Source organism: Streptomyces sp. NPDC088194, from assembly GCF_040702025.1.
Lineage (GTDB): Bacteria > Actinomycetota > Actinomycetes > Streptomycetales > Streptomycetaceae > Actinacidiphila.
Genome location: NZ_JBFBIV010000017.1, coordinates 89,901 through 113,310, shown reverse-complemented (window position 1 = coordinate 113,310; position 23,410 = coordinate 89,901). Strand labels below are relative to the sequence as shown.

At 73.6% G+C, this 23,410-nt stretch carries 20 protein-coding genes and 3 pseudogenes; 8 read left to right on the top strand and 15 right to left on the bottom strand.

The window, feature by feature from the left end:
• Positions 1-20: 20 nt before the first annotated feature.
• On the bottom strand, positions 21-968 hold the full coding sequence (locus tag AB0399_RS12290; RefSeq protein ID WP_329372486.1) for a YhfZ family protein: 948 nt from the start codon (positions 966-968) through the stop codon (positions 21-23).
• A 199-nt stretch (positions 969-1,167) separates the two neighbouring features.
• Here AB0399_RS12290 and AB0399_RS12285 point away from each other — a divergent pair, with 199 nt between their 5' ends.
• The 4 genes from AB0399_RS12285 to AB0399_RS12270 all read left to right on the top strand — a co-directional run bounded on the left by AB0399_RS12285 (position 1,168) and on the right by AB0399_RS12270 (position 6,721).
• Positions 1,168-2,076: a hypothetical protein gene (locus AB0399_RS12285; protein WP_366411213.1), complete on the top strand. Its 909-nt coding sequence runs from the start codon at positions 1,168-1,170 to the stop codon at positions 2,074-2,076.
• A gap of 50 nt (positions 2,077-2,126) precedes the next feature.
• On the top strand, positions 2,127-3,524 hold the full coding sequence (locus AB0399_RS12280; protein WP_366411212.1) for an FAD-binding oxidoreductase: 1,398 nt from the start codon (positions 2,127-2,129) through the stop codon (positions 3,522-3,524).
• Positions 3,525-3,593: 69 nt separating this feature from the next.
• Positions 3,594-5,093, top strand: coding sequence for a glycerol kinase GlpK (gene glpK / locus AB0399_RS12275; RefSeq protein WP_329372492.1), 1,500 nt, complete (start codon positions 3,594-3,596; stop codon positions 5,091-5,093).
• Entirely contained in the window at positions 5,090-6,721 is a 1,632-nt protein-coding gene (locus tag AB0399_RS12270; protein ID WP_366411211.1) for a glycerol-3-phosphate dehydrogenase/oxidase, read from the top strand. Before glpK ends, AB0399_RS12270 begins: the two co-directional genes overlap by 4 nt.
• A 7-nt stretch (positions 6,722-6,728) precedes the next feature.
• Here the strand turns inward: AB0399_RS12270 and AB0399_RS12265 are convergent, their stop codons facing one another.
• A complete protein-coding gene (locus tag AB0399_RS12265) occupies positions 6,729-7,691 on the bottom strand; it encodes a LysR family transcriptional regulator (protein WP_366411210.1) in 963 nt (320 codons plus the stop codon).
• Between the two features lie 366 nt (positions 7,692-8,057).
• Between AB0399_RS12265 and AB0399_RS12260 the strand changes: the two genes are divergently transcribed.
• Together AB0399_RS12260 and AB0399_RS12255 are read left to right on the top strand one after the other, a co-directional pair.
• The gene (locus AB0399_RS12260; RefSeq protein ID WP_366411209.1) at positions 8,058-9,170 is read left to right on the top strand and encodes an ABC transporter substrate-binding protein; all 1,113 of its coding nucleotides are present in this window, start codon (positions 8,058-8,060) and stop codon (positions 9,168-9,170) included.
• A gap of 309 nt (positions 9,171-9,479) precedes the next feature.
• On the top strand, positions 9,480-10,847 hold the full coding sequence (locus AB0399_RS12255) for a glycoside hydrolase family 43 protein (RefSeq protein WP_366411221.1): 1,368 nt from the start codon (positions 9,480-9,482) through the stop codon (positions 10,845-10,847).
• 82 nt (positions 10,848-10,929) lie between these two features.
• On the opposite strand, the gene AB0399_RS12250 is transcribed toward AB0399_RS12255, so the two are convergent.
• From AB0399_RS12250 to AB0399_RS12230, 5 genes are all read right to left on the bottom strand, one after another.
• A complete protein-coding gene (locus AB0399_RS12250; RefSeq protein ID WP_366411208.1) occupies positions 10,930-11,436 on the bottom strand; it encodes a hypothetical protein in 507 nt (168 codons plus the stop codon).
• Positions 11,437-11,486: 50 nt separating this feature from the next.
• The gene (locus tag AB0399_RS12245) at positions 11,487-12,317 is read right to left on the bottom strand and encodes a heavy metal-binding domain-containing protein (protein WP_366411207.1); all 831 of its coding nucleotides are present in this window, start codon (positions 12,315-12,317) and stop codon (positions 11,487-11,489) included.
• 130 nt (positions 12,318-12,447) lie between these two features.
• Positions 12,448-13,458 (bottom strand): heavy metal-binding domain-containing protein, encoded by a 1,011-nt coding sequence (locus AB0399_RS12240; protein WP_366411206.1) that lies wholly within the window; start codon positions 13,456-13,458, stop codon positions 12,448-12,450.
• A 131-nt stretch (positions 13,459-13,589) separates the two neighbouring features.
• Positions 13,590-14,933 carry an MFS transporter gene (locus AB0399_RS12235; RefSeq protein ID WP_366411205.1) on the bottom strand — a complete coding sequence of 448 codons (1,344 nt, stop codon included), beginning with the start codon at positions 14,931-14,933 and terminating at the stop codon, positions 13,590-13,592.
• Positions 14,930-15,151, bottom strand: a complete 222-nt coding sequence (locus AB0399_RS12230) for a hypothetical protein (RefSeq protein ID WP_366411204.1) — start codon at positions 15,149-15,151, stop codon at positions 14,930-14,932. Before AB0399_RS12230 ends, AB0399_RS12235 begins: the two co-directional genes overlap by 4 nt.
• A gap of 333 nt (positions 15,152-15,484) precedes the next feature.
• Between AB0399_RS12230 and AB0399_RS12225 the strand changes: the two are divergent.
• A pseudogene (locus AB0399_RS12225) lies at positions 15,485-15,748 on the top strand (alpha/beta fold hydrolase); the annotation flags it as partial.
• Positions 15,749-15,786: 38 nt separating this feature from the next.
• On the opposite strand, the pseudogene AB0399_RS12220 reads toward AB0399_RS12225, so the two are convergent.
• From AB0399_RS12220 to AB0399_RS12210, 3 genes and pseudogenes are all read right to left on the bottom strand, one after another.
• A pseudogene (locus tag AB0399_RS12220) lies at positions 15,787-15,999 on the bottom strand (IS1182 family transposase); the annotation flags it as partial.
• A gap of 52 nt (positions 16,000-16,051) precedes the next feature.
• Positions 16,052-16,621 carry a GNAT family N-acetyltransferase gene (locus AB0399_RS12215; RefSeq protein ID WP_329372504.1) on the bottom strand — a complete coding sequence of 190 codons (570 nt, stop codon included), beginning with the start codon at positions 16,619-16,621 and terminating at the stop codon, positions 16,052-16,054.
• 100 nt (positions 16,622-16,721) lie between these two features.
• Positions 16,722-17,360: a helix-turn-helix domain-containing protein gene (locus AB0399_RS12210; RefSeq protein WP_366411203.1), complete on the bottom strand. Its 639-nt coding sequence runs from the start codon at positions 17,358-17,360 to the stop codon at positions 16,722-16,724.
• A gap of 66 nt (positions 17,361-17,426) precedes the next feature.
• Here AB0399_RS12210 and AB0399_RS12205 point away from each other — a divergent pair, with 66 nt between their 5' ends.
• Positions 17,427-18,362: a zinc-binding dehydrogenase gene (locus AB0399_RS12205; protein WP_366411202.1), complete on the top strand. Its 936-nt coding sequence runs from the start codon at positions 17,427-17,429 to the stop codon at positions 18,360-18,362.
• On the opposite strand, the gene AB0399_RS12200 is transcribed toward AB0399_RS12205, so the two are convergent.
• From AB0399_RS12200 to AB0399_RS12180, 5 genes and pseudogenes are all read right to left on the bottom strand, one after another.
• The gene (locus AB0399_RS12200) at positions 18,346-18,870 is read right to left on the bottom strand and encodes a hypothetical protein (RefSeq protein WP_366411201.1); all 525 of its coding nucleotides are present in this window, start codon (positions 18,868-18,870) and stop codon (positions 18,346-18,348) included. The two genes, AB0399_RS12205 and AB0399_RS12200, sit on opposite strands and share 17 nt — an antisense overlap.
• A pseudogene (locus AB0399_RS12195) lies at positions 18,867-19,248 on the bottom strand (TetR/AcrR family transcriptional regulator); the annotation flags it as partial. The pseudogene AB0399_RS12195 and the gene AB0399_RS12200, both read right to left, overlap by 4 nt.
• Positions 19,249-19,342: 94 nt before the next feature.
• The gene (locus tag AB0399_RS12190; RefSeq protein ID WP_366411200.1) at positions 19,343-19,822 is read right to left on the bottom strand and encodes an FAD-dependent oxidoreductase; all 480 of its coding nucleotides are present in this window, start codon (positions 19,820-19,822) and stop codon (positions 19,343-19,345) included.
• 19 nt (positions 19,823-19,841) lie between these two features.
• On the bottom strand, positions 19,842-20,843 hold the full coding sequence (locus AB0399_RS12185; RefSeq protein WP_366411199.1) for an acetylxylan esterase: 1,002 nt from the start codon (positions 20,841-20,843) through the stop codon (positions 19,842-19,844).
• 196 nt (positions 20,844-21,039) lie between these two features.
• Entirely contained in the window at positions 21,040-23,001 is a 1,962-nt protein-coding gene (locus AB0399_RS12180; protein WP_366411198.1) for a heparinase II/III family protein, read from the bottom strand.
• Positions 23,002-23,410 lie beyond the last annotated feature (409 nt).

The window sequence follows — 23,410 nt, the reverse complement described above, 5'->3', positions numbered from 1 at the left end:
TCAGCTCACGTCAGCTCACGTCAGCTCGACTCGTCGCGCAGCCACTGCTGCTGCGCGCTGAAGAGGTTCGGCAGCCGGATCGAGGCGAGCACGGAGCGCAGTTCGCCGCGCTGCGTCCCGCCGACCAGGACGGCCGCCGACACCTCCCGCCAGTCCGTGACGGTGTCCAGCCGCTCCATGTCCGCGCAGCTCAGTCCGGCGAGGTCGAGGGGGATGACGGTATGGCTGAGGTGCCAGATGCCGACGTCGACCTGGCGCCGCAGCACCGCTGTCGGGACTTCCGGGAACCGGCAGTTGACGTAGGTGTACCCGCGGTCGGGGGGGAAGGCCGACTGCGTGAGGAGCACGTGGTCCGGTGAGTCGTCGTCGATCGCGACGCGGGCGCCGGGGCCGGGCGGGTCGTCGCCGGTGCGGGTGACCGCGACGAGGCGGTGGGGCGCGTAGTACGTGCCCGGCGCCAGCGTCAGCGAGGGCGCCGCGTCGGAGGCCTGGGTCGCACCGCGAAACGCTCCCGACGAGACGACGGCGAGGTCGTACGCGCCCGCGTGCAGGGCGGCGAGGCGCCGGGTGCCGCCTCGCTGGTGGCGGATGGTGTGGGGCACGCCCAGTTCGGTGAGTTCGCCGGCGAGGGCCTCGGTGAGGGCGTCGATCTCGGCCGGGCCGCTGGGCGGGAAGAGCAGCCGCAGCGGGGACAGTCCGGCGATGTGCCAGGCCGCGCCGACATGGAGCGACCCCACGGTGCGGCCCTGGTGGCCGTGTGACGCGGTGACGAGTGCTTCCTGGTCGGCGAGCGTCTTGATGGCCCGCTGGACCGTGCCCGCGCTGGCTCCCACGGTGCGCAGGTAGTGGCTGTTGGTGGGGAGCGTCTCGCCGACGCCGACCCGCAGCGCGTCCACCACGATCGCGCGCAGCACCTGGTCCAGCGGCCGACGGGCGGCCGGCGCGGGCAACTGGTTCGTGCCGTGCACCTGGGAACTCCCGCTTCTCTCGCTCGCGCGACAGGACCGCGCGGTACGGCCCCCGACTGGTCACGTTACAGCGGGCCCGTGATCACGCTCCAGCGCACACAGCGTTGACACCTCGGCTCCTCGCCCGTACCTTTGCTCCGAAATTCGAGTACTCCAAATATGGAGTACTGTGGAACGGTCATCGGCCGAGGGAGTCCGGATGCATCTCACACTGGAGGCGGTGGCGGCCGCCGCCGCGGGCGGCCTGTTCGCCGCCGCTGTCGGAGCCCTGGCGGCATTCGTGCTGTGCGGGCTGATGATCCTGGTCGGTGTCGCCGCCGTGATCGGCGCGGGGAACCCCTGGTTCCTGGAGCACGTCGCGCTCGGGGAGTGGTTCGGACCGCACATCGCCTTCGCCGGCGCGGTCGGCGCGCTCGCCTACGCGGCGCGGCGCGGCAAGGCCGCCACCGGTCGGGACATCGTGCCCGGGCTGCTCGGCCTCGCGGACCCGGGCACCCTGCTTGCGGGCGCGGCCTTCGGGGTACTCGGCCTGGTCGTGCAGAGCGCCCTGAACGCGAGCGACTGGATGACGCAGTACGCCAACACCACCGCCCTCACCGTGGTCGCCTCGGCGTTCGTCGCGCGGCTGGTGTTCGGCCGGACCGGGCTGTTCGGCCACGCGGAGGTCAGCCGGCTCAGGGACCGCTTCCGCACCACGCGGACCGCGGCCTGGCTGCCGGCGCAGGAGAAGCCGGTGATGGCCGCGCTGCTCGGCCTCGCCGTCGGGTTCCTGGCGTCCTGGTCGGCGGTCGAACTGGTCCGGACCGAGCCGTCGCTGAGCCTGGCCGCCGGCGTCCTCGCCTTCGGCGTCTCCGCGCTGTCCCTGGTCTTCCTGGCCACGCCGGTGACCGTCCCGGCCACCCACCACATCACGTCCGTCGCCGCCGCGACCGGCCTGGCGTTCTCCTCCGTATGGGTGGGCGCGCTGGCCGGCTTGGCCACAGCCCTGGTCGGCGAGGGAGCCTCGCGGGTCTTCTTGATCCACGGCGACACGCACATCGATCCCCCGGCCGTGGCGATAGCCGTCATGACGCCGGCCTGCCTGACGCTGGCCACCGTGCTCACCTGACGGCGCCTGCCCGCCACCGCTCCGCACCAACAGAAGGAACAAGGAACACCGTGCCTGACATCTCGCCCCTCCTGGACCAGCTCGCCGACGACCTCGGGATCGATGCGATCAGTACCGACCCGGCGGCCCTCGCCGCCACCAGCCACGACACCTGGCCGGTCGCCACCAAGTGGAACCGGCAGGACAAGCACCCGTACCAGGCGCAGGCCGTGGTCAGGGCGGCGACCGAGCAGGACGTCGTGACGGTGCTGCGCGCCGCCGGCGCCACCGGCACACCGGTGACGACCCGGGCGCTGGGCTCGTCCGTCACCGGGCAGCCGCTGCCGACCCGCGGCGGCGTCGTGCTGGACGTCTCCGGCCTGGTCGGGCCCCCTGTCGTCGACGAGATCGACATGACGGTGACCGTGCCGGCCGGCAACAACGGCGGCGAACTCGAGGACGCGCTCAACGCGGCCGGATGGACCATGCGCTTCTCCCCGCAGTCGCTGTACCGCTCGTCGGTCGGCGGGTGGCTGGCCACGCTGGCCACCGGCCAGTTCTCCTCCCGCTACGGCGGGGTCGAGGACCTGGTCGTCGGCTACCGCGTGGTGCTGGCCACCGGCGAGGCGGTGGAACTCAAGGCGTCCCCGAGGGCGGCCATGGGGCCGGACCTGCGTCAGCTCTTCCTCGGCTCGGAGGGCACCCTCGGCGTGGTCACCCGGGTGACCTGCAAGATCGTCCCGCTGCCGAAGGAGCGCCTGCTGCAGACCTTCCGGCTGCCCGACCTGGCGGCGGGCCTGGACGTCATGCGCGGACAGGCCGCGCTCGGCCTGAAGCCCTTCCTGCTCCGGCTCTACGACGTCGACGAGGCCCGGCACGCGCTGGACGACGAGCACATCGACCGCCCCGTGCTGTTCGCCGGCACCGAAGGGGAGCCGGCCGTCGCGGCCGCGGAACTGGAGGTCCTGACCGGTCTGGCCACCGCGCGCGGCGCCGACCTGCTCGGCCCGGAGCCGGCCGCGGCGTGGATGGCGCGCCGGTTCGACTTCTCCACCGTGGAGAGGCAGCTCGACACACCCGGCGGCTTCGCCGAGACCATCGAGGTCGCCCACACCTGGCGGCACGTCCTGGAACTCCACGCGGCGCTGAAGGAGGCCCTGAAGCCCTTCGCGGACGAGGTGCTCGCGCACTTCTCCCACGTGTACACGCAAGGGACCTCGATGTACCTCATCCTGCTCGGCCACGCGCCCGACGACGCCGCGGCCACGGAGCGGCTGGAGACGATCTGGGCGACCGCGATGGAGGTCTGCCTCCAGCACGGCGCCGAGCTGTCCCACCACCACGGCGGCGGACTCGCCCGCTCGCCCTACTCGCGCCGCTCGCTGGGATCGGCCCACCTCGTGCTGCGCAAGCTCAAGCACGCGCTGGACCCCGACGCCCTGCTCAACCCCGGCAAGCTCGGTCTGTGACCGGCCGGGCCACCCCCCCTCCCGGCGCCGCCCCGACAGCGGCGCCCTCCCAGGACATGGAGCTCGACGATGAGTGACCCATCCCGCCTTCTCGTCATCGACGAGGGCACCACAGGAACCCGCGCCCTGGTGTTCGACGGCGCGGGCGCCGTGCGCGGCCGCGCCTACAGCGAGTTCACCCAGTTCCACCCGGCCGCCGACCGGGTGGAACACGACCCCGAGGAGATCTGGCGGCTCACCTCCGCCCGTATCGCCGACGCCCTGCGCGAGAGCGGCACCCGGGCCGGGGAACTGTCCGGCATCGGCATCACCAACCAGCGCGCCACCACGGTGCTGTGGGACCGCGGCACCGGCCGGGCCGTCGCCCCGGCCATCGTCTGGCAGGACCTGCGGACCGCGGCGACGGCGGACCGGCTGCGGCCCGAGTGGGGGGCGGCCGTCCAGGCCCGCACCGGCTGGACGCTTGCGCCGGTCTACTCGTCGCTGTCGCTGTGCTGGATGCTGGAGCACGACAAGGACCTGGCCCGGCGCGCCGAGGCCGGCGAACTGGCCTTCGGCACCATGGACTCCTGGCTCATCCACCGGCTGTCCGGCGGCGCCGTCCACGCGATCAGCGCGTCGAACGCCGCGGTCACCGGCTCCTACGACCTGCTCACGGACTCCTGGTACCGCGACTGGCTCGGCGCGCTCGGCCTGCCGATGAACCTGTTCCCGCAGGTCGTCGACGACTCCGGCCACATCGCCACGACCGACCCGGCCGTCCTCGGGGCCGAGGTGCCGATCACCGCCGCGGTCGCCGACCAGTCGGCGGCACTGTTCGGACAGGGGTGCGTCCACCCCGGCGACGCCAAGACCACCCACGGCACCGGGACCTTCCTCGACGTCAACACCGGCAGCACCCCGGTGATCTCCCGGCACGGGCTCAGCACCATCATCGCCTGGCGCCGCGACGGCTCGACCACCTACGGCCTGGAGGGGTACGCCCCGGTCACCGGCGCCGCCGTGCAGTGGCTGCGCGACGGGGCCGAACTGCTCGGCAGCGCCGGGGAGACGGAGGAACTGGCCCGCGGCGTCGACGACAACAACGGCGTGTACTTCGTGCCGGCCCTGACCGGCCTCGGCGCCCCGTCCTGGGACGCCGGCGCGCGGGGCCTGCTCATCGGCATCTCGCCGGGCACCACCCGCGGCCACCTGGCGCGCGCCGCGCTGGAGGGAATCGTCTACTCCATCAAGGACTTCATCGAGCTGATGTCCGAGGAGTCCGGACGCGCCGTCACCTCGATGCGGGCCGACGGCGGCGCCTCCGCCAACGACTTCCTGCTCCAGTTCCAGGCCGACATGCTCGGCGCGGTGATCCACCGGCCCTCCAACGTCGAAGCGACCGCGTCGGGGGCCGCCTACCTGGCCGGGCTCGCCGTCGGCACCTGGTCCGACCCCGAGGACTGCTTCCGGGCCACCGGCGACGACGCGGTCTTCGTTCCGGCACTGGACGACGCCTCCCGCGACGCCCAGTACACGCAATGGAAGCGCGCGGTCGAGCGCGCGAAAGGATGGGTCGTCCAGCAATGAAGCGATTCTCGCCGTCAGAACTGCCCACCGAGGCCGACCTCCTCGTCATCGGCGGGGGCATCACCGGGGCCTCGGTCGCACGGGACGCCGCGCTGCGCGGGCTGTCCGTGGTCCTGGTCGACCGCGACGACTTCGCCGGCGGCACCTCCAGCCGGTCCTCGAAACTCATCCACGGCGGCCTGCGGTACCTCCAGACGTACCAGTTCAGGATGGTCCACGAGTCGGTCCGCGAGCGCGAGGTCATGATGCGCATCGCGCCCCACCTCGCCGACCTCCAGCCGTTCATGTACCTGGTCTACGACGGCTACCCCGAAGGACGCGCGCTGCTCAACCTCGGCCTGACCTTCTACGACGCCTTCTCCCGGGCGCCGTTGAAGCGGTGGCACCGCATGCTGGGCCGCGACGCGGTGCTGCGCCGCGAGCCGCACCTCAACGCCACCGGCCTCAAGGGCGCCGGGCTCTACCACGACGCCCTCACCGACGACGCCCGCCTCGTCATCGACGTGCTGGAGTCCGCGTCCCGGGCCGGCGCGCTGCTGGGCAACCACCGCGAGGTCACCGGCTTCCTCCGGGACGGCGGCCGGATCGCGGGCGCCGAGATCGTCGACCGGCTCACCGGCGAGCACATCACCGTACGGGCCAGGACCGTGGTGAACGCCGCCGGTCCCTGGGTGGACCGGGTGCTCGGGCTGGAACGCGCACCCGAACACCCCACGCTGCGCCCCACCAAGGGGGTGCACATCGTGCTGCGCACCGAGGACTTCCCGCTGCGCACCGCCGTGTTCCTGCGCTCCCCCTCGGACTCCCGCGTGGTGTGGCCGACCCCGGCGGGCGACGGCCGGCATGTGTATGTCGGCACCACCGACACCGACTTCACCGGCTCCCTGGACGAAGTCGTCGGCGACGAGGAGGACTTCACGTACCTGCTCGAAGCGGCCAACCACGCGCTGCCCGGCGCGCACGTCGACAGCAGCCACATCGTCGCCTCCTGGGCGGGCCTGCGCCCCCTGATCGCACCCCTGCCGGGAACGTCGAACTCGGCCGCGTCCCGAGAGCACAGCATCACCGTCGGCGACTCGGGCCTGATCACCGCCGCCGGCGGAAAGCTGACCACCGCCCGCCTCATGGCGGCCCAGATCGTCGACACGGCCGCCGGGCATCTCGCCGACCGGTGGGGGCAGCGGGGCCTGCCGCCGTCCACCACCGGCAAGGTCCCGATCTCCGGCGGCGACCCCGGCGAACTCGCCGATGCCCGGCAGGCGTTGACCACGGCACCCGTCGCGGAGGCCACCCGGCAGCGATGGCTGCGCCGGTACGGCGGCAACGCGGCGCTGCTGGCCCGCGCGGCCACCCGGCACGCGGCGGACGGCGAACCGATCGGTGACAGCGTGCTCACCCCGGCCGAGATCCGGCACGCCGTCGTCCACGACATGGCCATGACCGTGTCGGACGTCCTCGTCCGCAGGACCGGCTCCTTCTTCTGGTCGGCCGACGGCGACGCCGCCGCCGTCGAGCAGGTCTCCGACGCCCTGGAAGCCGCACACGGCTACTCGCCGCACGACCGGGCCCGCCAGCAGGCCGACTACGCGCACTGGGTCGCCCGCAACCGGGGAACCCGGCCGCGCTGAGCGACGATCACGGCCCCGGGGACACCGACGGGGAGCGGTGCGGGGGGACCCACGGGGGAATCCAGGTGCCCGGGGCGCCGGGGGTGGGGGCGGTGGCCGCGAGGTGGGTGCGGAGGGTGGCGAGCGCCGGGTGGGGGTTGTCGCGGTGCCAGAGGAGCGAGTGGGGGTAGACGGGGGTCGGGTCGGTGATCGGGATGCGGCGCAGGTCGTAGCCGGCCGGCCAGACGAGGCGGGCCCGGGTGCCCATGAAGGTGGCCAGGGCCGGAGTGTCGGCGATGGTGTCGAGGAGCGCGTCGGAGCCGAAGTTGGGGCCGGTGGCCTCGATGGTGAGGTCGTACGCGGCGAGGAGGTCGTCGTAGTAGGCGGCCCACTCGGTGCCGGGGGTGATACCGGGCATCCAGATCCGGTGCCCGGCGAGCTGGGCGACGGTCACCGACCGGGCGTTCGCCAGGGCGTGGGCGGGGCCGGTGAGGAGCTGGAGCGGCTCGTCGAGCACCCGGACGGACTCGATGCCCTCGGGAAGGGGCCGCCCGGGGGCGGCGACGGCGCGGAAGGACGCGTCGATCGCGCCGGACCGGATGGAGGCGACGGCCGTCTCGATGTCGAACAGCATCAGCACGTCGAGTTCGATCTCGGGGTACGCGCGGTGGAAGTCGCGCATCAGGCCGGACGCCGCGCCGCGCGAGGAGATGACGTCGACCCGTAGTTGCCGTCGGCCGGTGCCCACGGACGCGACGGCCCGCTCGGCGACGCGCAGCAGTTCGCGCGCGTGGGGCAGGAACGCCTGCCCGTCGATGGTGAGTTCGGCGCCGCGCGCGGTCCGGGTGAACAGCCGCACGCCGAGGGTGCGCTCCAGCGCGGCGATGCGCTTGGAGACGGCCTGCTGGGTGACCGCCAGTTCCGCGGCGGCCTCCTGGAACTGCCCCGCGTCGGCGGCGGCGACGAAGGTCCGGACGGCGGCGAGATCCATGGCGACAACCCTAGCCCCACAACCAGTGGTTGTGGGACGGCGATCCTTCGGCGGCGCTCGGCGGTCCTACGGCGGCGCTCGGCGGTCCTACGGCGGTGCTCGGCGGTGCTCGGCGGCGGCAACCGCGTTCCCGGTGACGCCTCCGGTCGCGCCTCGGTTGTGCGGGCCGGCGGCGACGCCACGACCCGCCCTTCGGCGATCGGATAATCGGTTGCCCGCCGGCGCCGGCGGCGGATGCAATGTCCGCCATGGCCATCCAGGTGCGCCCGCCTGGTGACAGCGGCGGCGCGCCACCCGGCCCCGCCGAACCGCGCTCCGCGACCCGGGCGCACCGCACCCGACTCGTCACACGGGAGACGCCGGCGCATGAACACCTCACCACCGCAGCCCGAAGCGGCCCGGACCGACGGATCACCGGTCCGGATCGGCGCCCTCGTCCCGCTGACCCCGCCCGGCTGGGTCGAGGCGGGCCGGCACCTGCTCGCCGGGCTGGAACTGGCCGCCCGCGAGGTCAACGACGCCGGAGGGATCGCCGGACGGCCCCTCGAACTGCTGGTCCGGGACACCGCGGCCGATCCGCGGCGGGCCGAAGCGGCCATCGACGAGCTGGCCGGCCTGGGGGCGGTCGCCGTCGCGGGGGAGTACCACAGCGTCGTCGCCCGCGCCGCCGCCACCAGGGCCGACGCCCTCGGCCTGCCGTTCCTCTGCTCCTCGGCGGTCCTCGACGCGCTCACCGAGCAGCCGACGCGATGGGTCGCCCGGCTCGCCCCGGCGCAGTCCCACGGCTGGCGGACCTACGCCGACTTCCTGCTCGCCGCGGGCCACCGCCGGATCGCCGTGGCGACCCAGCCGAGCGTCTACTGGGCGGCCGGCACCCGCATCCTGCGGGACCACCTCGCGCCACGCGGCGGCACCGTCCTCGAACTCGACGCCGCCGCGCTCGACCCCGCCGCCCTGTGCGACGGTCTCGCCGCCGGCCGTGCGACCGCCCTCCTCCTGCTGGTCGGCCACCCGGAACCGGCGGTGCCGATCGTCAGGGCGGTCCGCCGCGACCCGCGCCTCGCCGGGATGCTGATCGGCGCCCCGGCCGGGCAACCGGAGTTCGCCGGATGGGAGACGGTGCTGGGCGCCGACGGCGCCGCGGTCCCGTTCCTGCGTTACCTGCCGGAGCAACCCGGCCCGCTCGGCGTACGCGTCGGGGCCGCGCTGCGCGAACGGCTCGGCGAAGCGCCCTCCTTCGTCGCGTTCGAGGGCTACGACACGGTCACCGTCCTCGCCGACCTGCTGCGCGCGCACGGCACGGACCGGGCAGGTATCGCCGAGTCCTGGCCGCACGTCGCGGTCGAGGGCACCCGCGGGCTGATCCGGTTCACCCGCACGCCCGGGATCGGCGTATGGCAGTGGGCGTGGCCGCCGGTCCGCGTCGTCGACCGGGACCCGTCGGCACCCGACCGCTTCCGCGTCCGCCACGCCGGCTGAGGAGGTCCCGCCGGAGGAGAGCGGGCGGCGCTGCCCGCGCGCCAGGGCCGACACCCCGGTAGGCACATGCGGCGCATCCGCCTCGTAAACCTCGCACACCTCCCGCACCTCGGCGGAGCAAGTGCGGCACAGAGGTGTCGCGGGCCGTGTGCAACGTTGTAATCTCGGCTCGGCTCGAACGTGATCAGACGTGTTCACCCCCCTCAACCGTCTATCAAGGAGGCGGTCATGCCCCGCACAGCATCCAGCCGTCCGCTGCGAACCGCCGGGAACGTCGCGCTCGTCCTGCTGCTCACCGTCCTGTGCTGCATGGGCCTGAGACCGTCGAGCGCGCACGCGGCCGGCGGCACCTTCCGCAACCCGCTGGGCACCAGCCCCGACCCCTACATGACCTACTACCAGGGCAACTACTACCTGGCCGCCACCGAGGGCGACGCCGTGCGCGTCGCCGTCGCGCCCACCCTCGGCGACCTGCTCACCGCGCCGCGCGTGACCGTCTGGCAGGACCCCGACGCCTCCCGCAACCAGCAGGTGTGGGCGCCGTCGTTCTATCTGATCGACGGGCACTGGTACATCTACTACACCGCCGACAACGGGGTGGACGACAACCACCGCCTGTACGTCGTCGAGTCCGAGGGCACCGACCCGCTCGGCCCGTACCACTTCAAGGCCGAGCTGCAACCGCCGAACGCCCCCGACGAGTGGGCCATCGACCCGGTGCTGCTGCGGCAGAGCGACGGCAGCCTCTACCTGCTGTGGTCCGGCGCCGGCACCGAGGGCCACAACCTGATCTACATCGCCCCGATGTCCGACCCCTGGACGGTCTCCGGCGACCGCGTGTACCTGCCCTCCGACGGCGGCTGCTCCACCATCCGCGAGGCCCCCTCGATCCTGCAGCACGACGGCACCACGTACCTCGTCTACTCCACCTGCGACACGGGCCTGCCGGACTACCAGCTGTGGATGAAGTCCATTCCCAGCAGCGCCGATCCGCTCCAGCCCGGCAACTGGACCCAGCACGCGGGAGCGGTCTTCTCCCGCGACGACGCGACGGGCGTGTGGGGCCCCGGCTCCAACGGCTTCTTCAAGAGCCCGGACGGCACCGAGGACTGGATCGTCTACCACGGCAAGAACACCTCGGACTACACCTACGACGGCCGCACCACCCGTGCGCAGAAGATCGGTTGGAACGCCGACGGCACCCCGGACTTCGGCGCGCCGCTCGCCGCCGGCGCCACCCAGGACCTGCCGTCCGGCGACCCCGGCGGCGGCTCGTACTGGATCAACGACACCGGCAGCAGCAGCGGTTCGGGTTCGATCGCCTACACCGGCGACTGGAACTCCGGCAGCGGCTGCGGCGTCCAGTGCTTCTGGGGCGACGACCACTGGAGTGCCGAGCCCGGCGCCACCGCCACCTGGACGTTCACCGGCACCCGGATCGCCCTGCTGTCGGTGCGCGACACCGGCAACGGCATCGCGGCCTTCTCCGTCGACGGCGGCCCGGAGACGACCGCCGACTACTACGGCGCGATCCGGATGGGGGAGCAGCTGAACTACGTGAGCCCCCAACTCACCTACGGGCAGCACACGTTGCGGGTGCGGGTCACCGGCGACAAGAACGCCTCCTCCGGTGCCGCGTACATCTCCATCGACCGTGCCGAGGTCTACTCCAACTGACCTGCTTGCCGGGGCTGTTGAGCGGCGCCAGGTCCGTTGGACCGGCCGCGGGTCCTGACGGCATGTCAGGACCCGCGAGCGGTCAGTCGCCCAGCACCAGCCGTTCGAGCGCCGCGCGGGCCCGCGCGTCGGCCTCGGCCCGCTGCGCCAGCGCCGCGGCCAGCTCGGCGGCCCACGCGTCCAGCGCCACCGGAGTGCGCGACAGCACCACACCGCGTACCACCGTGGCCACCTCGCCCTGCGGCCGTCCGTGCGCCAGGGTCAGGATCAACCGCCGGTCGTCCAGGGCGACTTCGAGCCGCTCGACCCGTCCCTCGCGTCCCGCGAGCCGGTCGCTCATGGTGCGCTTGCGCTCGGACGTCACCGAGCCGGCCGGCAGCGCGTCCGCCAGCGACCCGGTCAGCACCTTGGCGTAGATCTCCAGGTCGGCCGAGTCACGGCGCAGCGCGGCGGCCACCATGTCGATCGACGCGCCGGAGGCCGGCTCCCCGCCGTCGCGCGTGCCGCCTTCGCCCGTACCGCCGGTCCCGCCTTCGCCCGTACCGCCTTCGTTGCCCGCCCGCCCCTGGAACGGGTCCTGCTCGCTCATCGTCGTCCCCATGCTCGTGAAGTCGTCCTGTCCCGCGGATGCCGAGCCTGTCACCCGTCGAGACTGAGCACCATCGTGGGCCGCTCGATCTCGTGGTCGGGCCGCAGCGGCCGGACCGCCGTGCCGATCGAGAAGAACTCCGTGGTGTGGCCGCCCCACCGGTGGTTGTGCGCGTTGAGCTGCACCCCGACCACCCCTTCCGCCTGGAGCGCCTCCGCCTCCGCCTGCATCCGCGCCATGGCCAGCTCGCGGGCGTCGTACAGCGCCTGCGTGAACTGCTCGATCTCCACGTTCCGGCCCATGTTGGACATCACCGAACCCATCTTCTGGTGCGCGATGTGGTAGACGCAGCTGCCCATCACCATGCCGAGCGGCGCGTAGCCGGCCCGGATCAGCGTCCAGAAGTCCTGTCCCGACAGGTCCGAGGTGAACGGCTGCCCCTTGTTGTTGCGCCAGGTGCCGCCACCGGGAGGAGCGGCGTCGCCCTTGACGGCGGTGCCGATCGCGATGAACTCCGCGACGTCCTTGCCGAACTCCCGCGCCTCCACGGTCAGCCGGACCCCGACGATGCCGTCCGCGCCCAGCGCCGCTGCCTCCGCCTCCATCCGGGTCATGGCCAACTCCCGGGCGTGGTACATCGCCTGGCTGAGGGTGTCCAGCTCCTGGTTCTTGCCCCAGCGGCCGAACTGGATGCCGACGTGGTAGATCGAGCTGCCCAGGACCAGGCCGATCGGCTTGAAGCCCGCCTCCCGCACCAGCAGGAACTCGTTCACCGACAGGTCGCTGGTGAAGATCGACCCGGCGCGGCCGGGCGCCAGCTCGGACAACCGACGCATCGCGTCCGCGGGAACGCCCTCGGCGCTCGGCTGTTCGTTCGTCATGTCAGTACCCCTCGTCAACCGTGCGATGGTGCGATGCGAAAGCGGTCAGGGATGGTGGCGGCTCCGCGGCCGGCCGTCCGTCCCGGTCGTTCTGGTCGTCCTCGTCCTCGTCGTTCTCGTCCTCGTCGTCCTAGTCGTTCAGCTCGCTGATCTCCTGGACCAGCCGCCGGTACTCCGCGCGGTCCGCGTACGGACTGGACGCGACCGTCGCCAGCCGCTTGCGCAGCCGGACCCCGCGGTCGCCCAGCGGCATCACCGACAGCGTGCGCGGCGGCTCCTTGCGGACGTGGAAGCGTGCGACGCTGGTGCCGATCATCGTCGCCTCCGCGACGTGGTCCTCCTGGTCGGAACTGCCGGACCGCAGACAGCTCTCCGCCCACACGCGCAGCTCGCTGTCGGCCATGATGACCCCGTCGCCGCCCCGCCGGGTGCTCTGCGCCCTGAGCTGCTGCCGGGCGTCGGAGCGGACCGCGTGGACCAGGTCGCTCCACCCGCTCACCTCGATGTTGGACCAGGAGAACGTCTGCGACGCGGTCCGGTAGTCGTCGTGCCGGACCCCGATGGACATGCCCACCAGCAGCTCGACCGGCACCCACCCGGCACCGATCAGCTTCGCGAAGCCCTGCCCGTCCAGATGCGAGGTGAAGGGCTGCTCGACGTGCCGGCTGCCCCGCGCCCGCACCGCCGTGCCGATCACCTTGAACTCCAGGCAGTTGGCCTGGCCGATGAACGGGGCCATGGTCAGCGCGGCGGCCACCACGCCGTCGCCCCCGAGCGCCCGGCACTCCGCGGACATGCGACCGAGCGCGGTGCGCCGGGCCTCGTCGAAGACGCCGACCAGCGCCTGCGACGGGGCGCCGCCCCCCGACAGCGCGACCGGGGCGCCGGTCCTCGAACCGAAGGCATAGCTGTACCGGGCGCCCGGGTACTGGCAGTCGTGATAGCCCCAGTACCTGCCGCTGCGCCCGATGTGGAACACCGCGGAACCCATCACCTGGCCGACCGGTTCGAAGCCCACGGAGCGGATCGCCGCGAACTCCCCGGTGGACAGCGCGGACGTCCACGTCCCGCTGCCCCCGGCCGAGGCCAGCCGCTCGGCCGCGGCGGGCGGAAGGCCCTGCCCGCTCCATGACACCGACATCGGTCCCCCGTCTCCCACTGGGCGTAGCAGCGATGCTCTGCCCTGAACCTTAGAGGCTCCCACCCCCACCCCGCCCAAGGACGCGCTCCACCACGACGACGGACCTCGCTGCGGCATGGTCGGGGATACCGTCAGGGATTCGCCCCAGGTGCCCGGGACGCGGACCGCACGCCCGAGAACGGCTCGCCCGCCGGGGCCGGTACGGCTCCAGGACCGGCGGTCGGCGGCCGCGACGTCGGAAAGTCGCGACTTCGCCGGATCGGTGAGAACAGCAGGATCAGGCCGGCGAGCGGCACCCCCGCTGTCGTGACGGCCATGGCGGTGCGCAGAGCGAACACGGTTCCCAGTACCCCGCCGAGCAGCGCGCCGAGCGGGATCGCCCCGTAGTTGAGGAACGCGGCGCTCGCGGTGAGGCGGCCGAGGAGTTCCGGCGGGCAGTACCGCTGCTGGAAGCTCGCCTTGATGACGTTGCCGGCCACGACGCCCGCGGACACGGAGCAGCCGCCTGCCAGGTACAGCAGGACTCCGGCTCCACCGACGGTCAGCGGGATGAGCAGGGCCAGGGTGGAGAGGCCGAGTTCGAACACCAGCAGCGCGCGGGCCGTGCCGATCCGGCGCGCGACCCCGCGCGCCACGAAGGCCCCGACGACGCCGCCCGCGCCGGCGGCCGCGATGAGCACACCGACGCCCCCGGAGGCCAGGCCGACGCCCCGGACCAGGAAGACCACCTGGATCGACTGATACCCCATCAGCGCCACGTTGCTGGTGGCGCCGAAGAGCGTCAGCGTGCGGAGCCAGGGATCGCCCGCGACCAGTCGCAGACCCTCGCCGACCTCGCCGACCAGAGCCCTGGGGCGACGTTCGGGTCCGGTCACCCGGGACTCGCGGTGCCGGATGCCCGACAGGCACAGGAACGAGATGAGGAAGGTCGCGGCGTTGACGAACATGCCGTTCACGGCACCCGCCACCTGGGCGATCAGGCCGCCGGAGCCGAGCCCGGCGATCTGGGCGGCGGACGCGCTGCCTTGCAGTTTGGCGTTGCCCTCGGGCTGGTCGACGGGCTCCAGGATGCTGGGGAGATACGCGGTGTACGCGGTCTGGAAGAACACCGCCGCCGTGCCCGTCAGCAGGGCGACGGCCAGCAGCAGTCCGACGCTCAGCCAGCCGAAGCGTGCGGCGATCGGGACACCGGCGAAGGGCGGAACGGAGAGGGCGGCGGCTGTCAGCATGATCGGCCTGCGGCGCAGCCGGTCCACCCAGACGCCCACGGGCAGACCGATGACGAGCCAGGGCAGCCAGGCGGCCGCGGTCAGCACGCCGACCTCGAACGTGCTGGCGTGCAGCGTGGAGACGGCTGCCAGGGGAGTGGCCACCCCGGTGAGGGACGCGCCGAACTTGCCGGCGGTCTCGCTGCACCACAGCAGGCGGAAGTCGCGATGGCGACGAAGCAGGCCGCCGCGTACGGCCTCGCTCATACGGTGCCGCGCTTCTTCCGCGACTGGAGTTGCACCACGACGGGGAGCGCGTCCGGGGTGGGCTCCGGCTTCGGGTCAGGGACAGGGCGGGCGATCCCGGCCGTCAACTCCGGCTTGAGCGCCTTCAGTTGACTCGGTGTCATCCGCAGGTCGCCGCTGTCCGAGAGGGTGCCGGCGTCGCGCCGCCGGTCGTCCCGGTCCTCACTGATGGCGTTCACGACCCAGCCGACCTCTTCCTCGATGAAACCGTGCTCGGCGAGATGACGCAGCTGCCAGCTGACGGTACCGGCGTTCTCCCCGAGGCGTCCGGCTGCGCGCGTCGATCTGCCGAGTGGGCTTGGCGGGGCGGGGCGCGGCAGTGGACGTGGAGGGGGTCGATTCCTCGGCGGACAGGGAAGCACCGCCCTGGTGCGGCTGTTCGTCCCGACGCCCACGCCCGCCGAGGACATCGGCCGGGTGCGCACCGCCACGGCGGACGGCGGCGCGGAGCTGCGCGTGTGGTGCCCGGCTACGGTGCCTCCGCGAAGTTCGACGCGCAGGACGTCTCGCTGGCCGGCCAGCCGGCCTTCTACCGCCAGATCGCCCAGGCCGACCAGCGCTTCACCGACGAGATCCAACCGCGCTACGGCTCCCTCGCCCTCCCCGTCCTGGTGTGCTGGGGCGAGGACGACACCTGGATTCCCGTCGCCAAGGCCCACGAGCTGGCATCGCGCATCCCCGCGGCCGGGTTGCACCTGCTCCCGGGCGCCGGCCACCTGGTCCCGGAGGACGCCCCGGCCGAACTCACCGCGGCCCTCCTGCACTTCCTCGCCTGACCGGCCCCCCGGCGCGTCCGTCGGACCCCGCGCCCGGTCGCCCGCTGCGAGCGCACCCCTGTCGTGCAGCCGTGGACCGGCAGCCGGACCAGCAGACGCCGGCCGTACGGCGGGGACCCGCGCTTGTCGGCGCGGGCCGCCGGAATCGGGGCCGGGTCCAGGACCTCGTCGACCAACTCGGCGACGAACCGCGCCGGATGGTCCCGCGGCAGCCACTCATCCCGCGACGGCGGCAGCAACGGCTCCACCACCGCCGCGGTATCCACCGCGAACATCCACCACGAACAGGGGGCGGTGGCAGCCTCAACTGCCTGATCGACCGCGCAGGTCCGCGGCCAGCGCCGCGTAGATGTACTCGCTGCCCCAGCGGTCCCCGTCGAGGTCGTTCTCGACCAGGTGCGCCTCCCGACGCATCCCGAGGCGCTCGCAGACCCCCACGGACCCGGCGTTCTCCACATCCAGCCGTGCGTAGAGCCGGTGCACGCCCAGCCGGTCGAAGGCGAACCCGGCCAGCGCCGCGGCCGCCTCGGTCGCGTAGCCGTGCCCCTCGTGACGCGGGTCGAGGGTCCAGCCGATCTCGGCCTGGGCGGCGCGGGCGTCGGCCAGTTTGAGCGTCACCTCGCCAAGGACCCCGGGCTCGTCGTGCCGGCACACGGCAAGCGCCAGCTTGTCCCCGTCGGCGCGCCACACGACGCCCGCCGCGCGCTCGGCCACGACCTGCTCGCTGCGCTCCCGGGTGTGCGCCGGCCGGTACAGGTAACGCGCCACGCTCGGCAGGCTCTGGTAGGCGTACAGGTCGTCCACGTCGCCGGGAGTGAACAGACGCAGCGACAACCGGGGCGTGGTCATCGGCAGCAGCGGGGCGATGTCCATGCGGACCTCCGGAACGCGGATGTGGATCAAGATGCGGACCGATTGTCACATCACGACTGGCGTGCGGCCACGCCTTTTCCCCAGCGGCGCCCGGCACGCACTAGCTGTCCCGTGCCGCCAGCGCGGCGACCGTGGGGATCGCCGCGAACGCTTCGTGCGTGTGGCGGACGAGGGCCGCGCGGTCCTGGCGGCCGGTGGGCGAGGTGGTCCAGGTCTCCAGGGCGCGGTGCCAGGCGGCCAGCATGAGGTCGAGCAGCAGGCGGAGTTCGGTCGGGCCGGGGGCGTGGCCGGCGAGGCGGTCCGCCACGATCCGGACGACGTCCGCGGAGACCTCCGAGCAGTGGCGCAGGCTGTGCGCGGTCAGTGCGGGGGTGCGGTCGGCCAGGTTGCGGCTGGCCAGGAAGCGCCGTTCCCAGCCGTCGGCCATCTGCTCCAGCGCGGCGAACAGCGCGTCCTTGTACGCGCGGAACAGGTGCGCGCCGGTGAGGGGACGGGTCGCGATGTCCGCGCGGTAGGCGGCCCACAGCTCCTTCTCCGGGGCCAGCGCCACGTCTTCCTTCGAGGTGAACGTGCGGAAGAAGGTGCGCTTGGAGATCTCCACCGCGTCGACGATCTCGTCCAGGGTGACCGCGGTGAAGTCCCGCCGGGAGAACAGTTCGAGGGCCGTGTCGACCAGCGCTTGGCGGGTGCGCAGCTTCTTTCGCTCGCGTAGCGGCAGCTGCCTCAGGTCTCTCTCCACGGGTGCAGCGTACCCGTCGCATGTGCCCCTTGAACGCTTATGCCACTCAGTGGCAGTATCGCGGTCATGAAGGCTCTGACGATCGACCACTCGGCTCCGGGGCACCTCGCGCTCGCCACGGTTCCCGACCCCGAACCCGCCGCCCACCAGGCCCTGGTGCGGGTGCACTCCTTCTCCCTCAACGCCGGCGAGGTCCACCATGTGGTCCCCGGAGGTGACCCCGGCGCGGTGCCCGGCTGGGACGCCGCGGGCGTGGTGGTCCAGCCGGCCGCCGACGGTTCCGGCCCCGCGGCCGGCACCCCCGTCGTCACGCTCGGGGCCGACGGCGCCTGGGCCGAACTGCGCGCCGTGGAAACCGCGTTGATCGGCACCGTGCCCGAGGGGGCCGACCTGGGCCCGATGAGCGCGCTGCCGGTCGCGGCGGGTACGGCGCTGCGCGCCCTGCACCGGATCGGCCCGATCCTGGGACGGCGCGTCCTGGTGACCGGCGCGGGCGGCGGCGTCGGCCGCTTCACCCTGCAACTCGCCGCCCGGGGCGGCGCGCACGTCATCGCGCTGACCGGCGACCCGGCGAAGGAAGAGGCGCTGCGCGGGCTCGGCGCCCACGAGGTCGTCACCGACCCGGCCGCGCTCCAGCGGCTCGAACCGGTGCACGGCGTGGTCGAACTGGTCGGCGGCGCCCACCTGGTCGCCGCGCACGGCGCCCTGGCCGGGAGCGGCGTGCTGGTGGCCGCGGGGCACGTCTCCGGTGCGGGCGAGCAGTTCCCTCACGGCGCCCTCTTCGGTGACGGCGGGCGCCACAACCGCCAGATGGCGACGTACTTCCTGCTGGACGACGCCGCAGGACTGGGCGCCGACCTCAGCTGGCTCGCCGCGCTCACCGCCCGCGGCGAGCTGGACCCGCAGGTCGCCCTGCGCACCGACTGGACACAGGTGGCGTCGGCAGCCGCCGAACTGGCGGGTCGCCGCGTGCCGGGCAAAGCCGTCATCGACGTCCGGTAGACCGACCCGGCCGATCCGCCCGATCAGGCTGAGGGTCCCGGGGTGCCGAGGCGAGGCGCCTGATGCGCTTGGTGCGGCCCGCCCGCGCGAGCCGGTGCAGTACGGCCGGCTCGGTGGAACGTTCCGCGAGGAGCAACTGCAACCAGTCGGACCAGGTGTCCTGGACGTTCTCGTCGACGAGCAGCGGTGTCACGTCACGGCTCTGGTGGATGCCGATCTCCCGCGCGCGGCGGGTCGCGTAGTCGCGGTTGTCCTGGAGCGGGAGCCGCGCGATCCAGGAGGGGCGGGCGGCCTCGGGGAGCGTCCCCAGCACGTGGAGGACGATCCCCAGCGCGACGCTCGGCACCGGTTCGAGGGCCACGGCGCTGAAGAGCAGGTCGAGGCACTCGCCCTTCCCGCACGCTGCCATGTACAGCGGCCACCGTTCGTGCTCGTCGCCGGTGTCGGCTATCGGCGTACCGGTGCAGCGCACCAACGCGGCGAGCACGTCGTCGAGTCGGGCGCTCACGGGCGGGCCTTGAGGCCGTCCAGGGTGAGTTCGAGGAGGCGTTCTGCGCGCTGCCGCCGCTGCGGGCTCGCCGAGGTGAGGGCGATGCCTTCGAGGTCGGCGCCCAGCTCGGCGGGGCCGATGCCGGTGCGGATCGCCCCCGCGGCCACGCACGCGTCCATCAGGGCGGCGATGGCGCGCAAGGCGGCGGCCATGCCGTACTTCGCGGTGGCGTGGTCGAGGAAGAGCCGGGTCCGGGCGCGCAGCGCCTCGCGGGGCGGGTGCGCCGCGAGCAAGTCGGGTACGGCGTCGCGGAGTGGGGCCACCTCATTACGGTAGACCCGCCTCGATCGGGACTTCCCGGGTGGGGAAGTCGCGGTACGGGGTCGCGCTGTTCACGCAAGGGAGCGGCGGACCCGCGGGCGGTGGCGGAGGCGGTCCGGCTGCGCGCCGAGATCGCCGTACCGCCCTCCTCGATCGTCTCCGCCCTCGGTTACGCGATCGAGCAGCCCGACGGCATCGACATCAGCGAGATCGTCGTCCGTCCCCCCGTCCAGGCCCGAACCCGGCCCAGCCTGTCGCGGCGTGGCTCCGGGCCGGGTGCGTACCGCCGCCGTCCCACAGGGTCCGGCCCGCGCCGGCGGTGGCTTCCGGCGCGGGCATCGCTACGTGGCTCCTCCCGACGGCGCCGGGCCACGGCCGGCGGGCCCGGACGGCGATTTGGGCGTGCGGCGCGCCGGCGCGCACCCGGGCACGGCGTGGACGGGGCGGACGTCGTCCGGACCGGTGGCATCCACCTCGCGCGCGGGGCGCCGCACACCGTGTCCGGTCGCCCCGCACACCCGGACCCGTATACCTGGCTGCGGGAACTGCCGCCCGGCACGGGCCGGTTGTGCACCAGCGCGACCGTACGGCCCGGCCGCGGCGCGGCCACCGCCGCGCACACCCCGGCCGGGCTCCCGCCGACCGCCATGGCGTCGTGGCGGCGCTCCTCAGCGAGTGCGGCCGGTCTCCGTTCCGGTGGTGGGCGCGAACCGCGAGGGCAGCCAGTGGAGTTGGCGCAGCGACTGGAAGGGGCCGCCGCCCTCGTGGTCGTTGAAGGGGTAGACCTCGATGGACTTGTCGGTGCCGCGGTAGGCGTTGAAGGCCGCGAAGACCGTCGAGGGCGGGCAGGTCTGGTCCTCCAGGCCGACGGAGAACAGCGCCGGGGCGGTGGCGCGCGCGGCGAAGTGGACCCCGTCGAAGTACGACAGGGTGCGGAAGACCTGGTCGGTGTGGTCGCGGTGGGCGCGCAGGTAGCGGGCCACCTCGCGGTAGGGGTCGCGGTCGGTGAGGCTGACGGCCCGCTGGAAGTGGCACAGGAACGGCACGTCCACGGCGACCGCCGCCAGGTCGGGGACGAGTCCCGCGACGGCCAGGGTGATGCCGCCGCCCTGGCTGCCGCCGGCCACCGCGACCCGCGAGGCGTCCACCCGCGGGTGGCTGCGCGCGGCCTCCACCGCGCGGACGGCGTCGGTGAAGACCCGCCGGTAGTAGTAGCCGTGCCGGTCGCCGATCCCGCGGGTCATCTGGCCGGGCTGGGCGGGGGTGCTGCCCACCGGGTCGGGGGTGTCGCCGACCGACCCGCCGCTGCCCTGGCCGCGGGTGTCCATCACGAAGCAGGCGAACCCGGCCGCGGCCCACAGCAGATGCTCGTGCGGCAGGCCGCGCCCGCCGTTGTACCCGATGTACTTCACCACCGTCGGCAGCGGTTCGCCGCCGCCGGCCGGCAGTATCAGCCAGCCCTTCACCGGGTGGCCGCAGAACCCGGCGAACGTCGCGTCGAGCACCTCAACGCCCGGCAGCGGAAGGTCGACCGGCGTGAAGCTCGCGTCGATCGCGGACGCGCGGGCCTCTCGCAGCGTGCCGTCCCAGAACGCGTCGAAGTCGTCGGGCGCGGGCAGGTCGGGCCGGTAGCTTCGGAGTTCTTCCAGGGGCAGGTCGAATCGCGACATCAGTGGCTCTCTGTGGTGGGTGGGTGGGTGCGCTGTCGGTCGGCGGAGCAGGGTGCCAGGGCGGTACGTGGTGGCAGGTGGCAGGTGGCAGGTGGCAGGTGGCAGGTGGCAGGTGGCAGTTGGCGGCTGGGCGGCGCGGCGCAGGCGGGAGCCGGGCGCGTGGGGGCGGGCGGACACGGGTGCGCGGGGCGGCGGATCAGGGCCGGTCGGGCAGGCGGAAGCGGGCCTTGATCCGGGCTCGTCGGGCGCGGCCGCGCAGCAGCACCACGCCGAGCGGCAGCCCGGTCGGGTTGCCGTCGGCGACGGCCGCGTACGCCACGAAGCCCTCCGGTACGTCGAGTTCGAGCACGGGCGACCCGGCGGCGTCCCACGCACCGGTCAATCGGCGGTCGGCAGGAACGGGCAGCCGGCGGACCTCGCGCAGCCAGCCGTGGCCGGTGTCGTGCTCCGGGTCCCGGGGGCTGCCCCCGGCGGCGGTGGCTGCCGAGCCGGCGTCCTGGTCCAGGGCGTCCCGGTCCGAAGCGTCCTGGTCCGGGCCGTCGTCGGTGAGCATGGCGGGGTGGCCGGCGCCGGGGGCGAACGCGCCGTCGCCGTGGAAGACCCACTCCAGCAGGCCGGTGGCGGGTGCCTCGGCCTCGAAGACGTCCGTCCAGCCGTCGTCGGCCAGTTGGAGGGTGCGGCGCAGGGTGTGGCCGTCCCAGGCGGACTGCGCCGACACCCGGTGCTCGGAGGCGTGCAGCAGCCGGCCGGTGTGGGCCGGCTGGCGCCGCCCGTCGCAGATCATCAGGTTGTGGGCGACGGGGGAGCGCATCCAGGCGGTGAAGCGCGCACCGTAGCCGCTGGTGCCCAGGTCCAGGCTCTGCCAGCCGCCCGCGGTCTCGGCGTCGACGGCGAGCTTGTCGCGGTGGTCGTGCCACCCGCCGTCCGGGCCGAACCGCAGGGTGAGCCGGGCGCGGTCCGAGCGCAGCACCGCCACCCCGGCCTCAGGCCAGACCAGGGACCGCTCGTCGTCGCCGGGCGGGGAGACCAGCTCGTCCGGTCCGAAGACCAGGGCCGCCACCGAGCGGCGCGGGCCGAGCACGCCGACGCCACCGGGCAGGTCGGCGCCGCCCCACAACCGCACCGGCCCCGGCCGCGGCACGCGGTAGTACGGCGCGGGGTCCACCGGCCGCTCGGGCAGCAGCGTCCAGGCGGCTTCCGCGTGCGGGGCGAAGTCCGCGGTCCAGCAGTCGGGCCACCCGTCGCCGTAGGCCGGCAACCGGGTGTCGGAGTACGCCAGTCGGGGCGGGGCGCTGACGGCGCGGGACAGGCGGGCGGCGGAGTCCTGGTCCAGGCCGTCGGGGCCGGTCGCCTCGCGATACGACAGCAGCGCCGCGACGGCGTAGTAGTGGTAATGGGCGTTCGACTCGAACCACAGGCCCTCGGCGTGGAAGCCCCGGGCGATCTGGGCCCGGGCGCCGAACTCGCCGTCCCGGCACCAGTCGAGCAGTTCGCGGTCCGCCAGCAGCGCCGCGCACTCGGCCACCGCGGCCAGCAGCCAGCAGTGGATGTTGTGGATCGCGGAGATCTGGGGACGCAGCAGGTCCGCCACCGCCCGGGCGAACCGCGGCAGCGCGGCGCGGGTGCCCGCGCTGAGCGCGTCCGGCCCGGCCCAGCGCAGCGCGCGCAGCAGCAGGACCGCCCAGACCGCCTCGTCCAGCGACTGCGGCTGCACCCGCCCCCGGCCGGCGTGCACGCCGTGCGGCTGGTAGGCGAGGTAGTCGCGGGTGTACGTCGCGAAGATCCGCTCCAGTGCGGCCCGGGCCCGCTCGCGCTGGGCGGGTTCGGGTGACAGGCGCAGCACCAGTGCGGCGCGCTGGGCCTGCGCCGCCACGCAGTTGTGCACGGTGGTCCGCCAGGCGCCGTCCCACGGTTCGCCGCGGTAGACCCGCCCGCACGTGGCACAGACGTGCCGGTGCGGGGAGTCTGGGGCGAAGGTGAGGGCGGAGCCGTCGTCGTCGCAGAAGTAGTGGTGGGTCCAGGCCGTCGGGGTGGCGGGACCGGGGATGACGAGGCCGGGCTGCCAGCGGTCGAAGTCCGCACGGACGTGGTCGGTGATGTCGCGCGCCCATGCGTGGTCGTCGACACGTCGGACGACCTCGGGCCAGTCGGGGGTCATGGAGTCTCCTCGCCCCGGAACGCTAGGAGAAAGCGGTTTCTTGTGTCAATGGCCCAGCACGGAAACGGTCTACGGCGAGCGGCGGGTGCGCATGTTCCGAGAGCGCTTTCTGCGCATCGAGGCGCCGGCCTCGCCGACACCACTGGACCCGGCCGTCGGCATCCGTCACCTCGACCTCGTGCTATTTGTACGTACAAGTGGTTGATTCCTGCCCCTCGCTTATAACAAGTTCGGGGCCATGTGTGCTTCGGAGGAGACGTCCCGGTAGGTGCGCGCGGGGAGGCGCCGGCCCCGAGCCTGGCCCGACTCCGTTCGCGGAGCGAGGAGTTGGCGCTCGGAAGCCGGGAGCCGGGAGCCGGGAGCGAGGGGCTGGAGCCGCCTCGCCGACCGCGCCGCGCGGGTGTTGTTG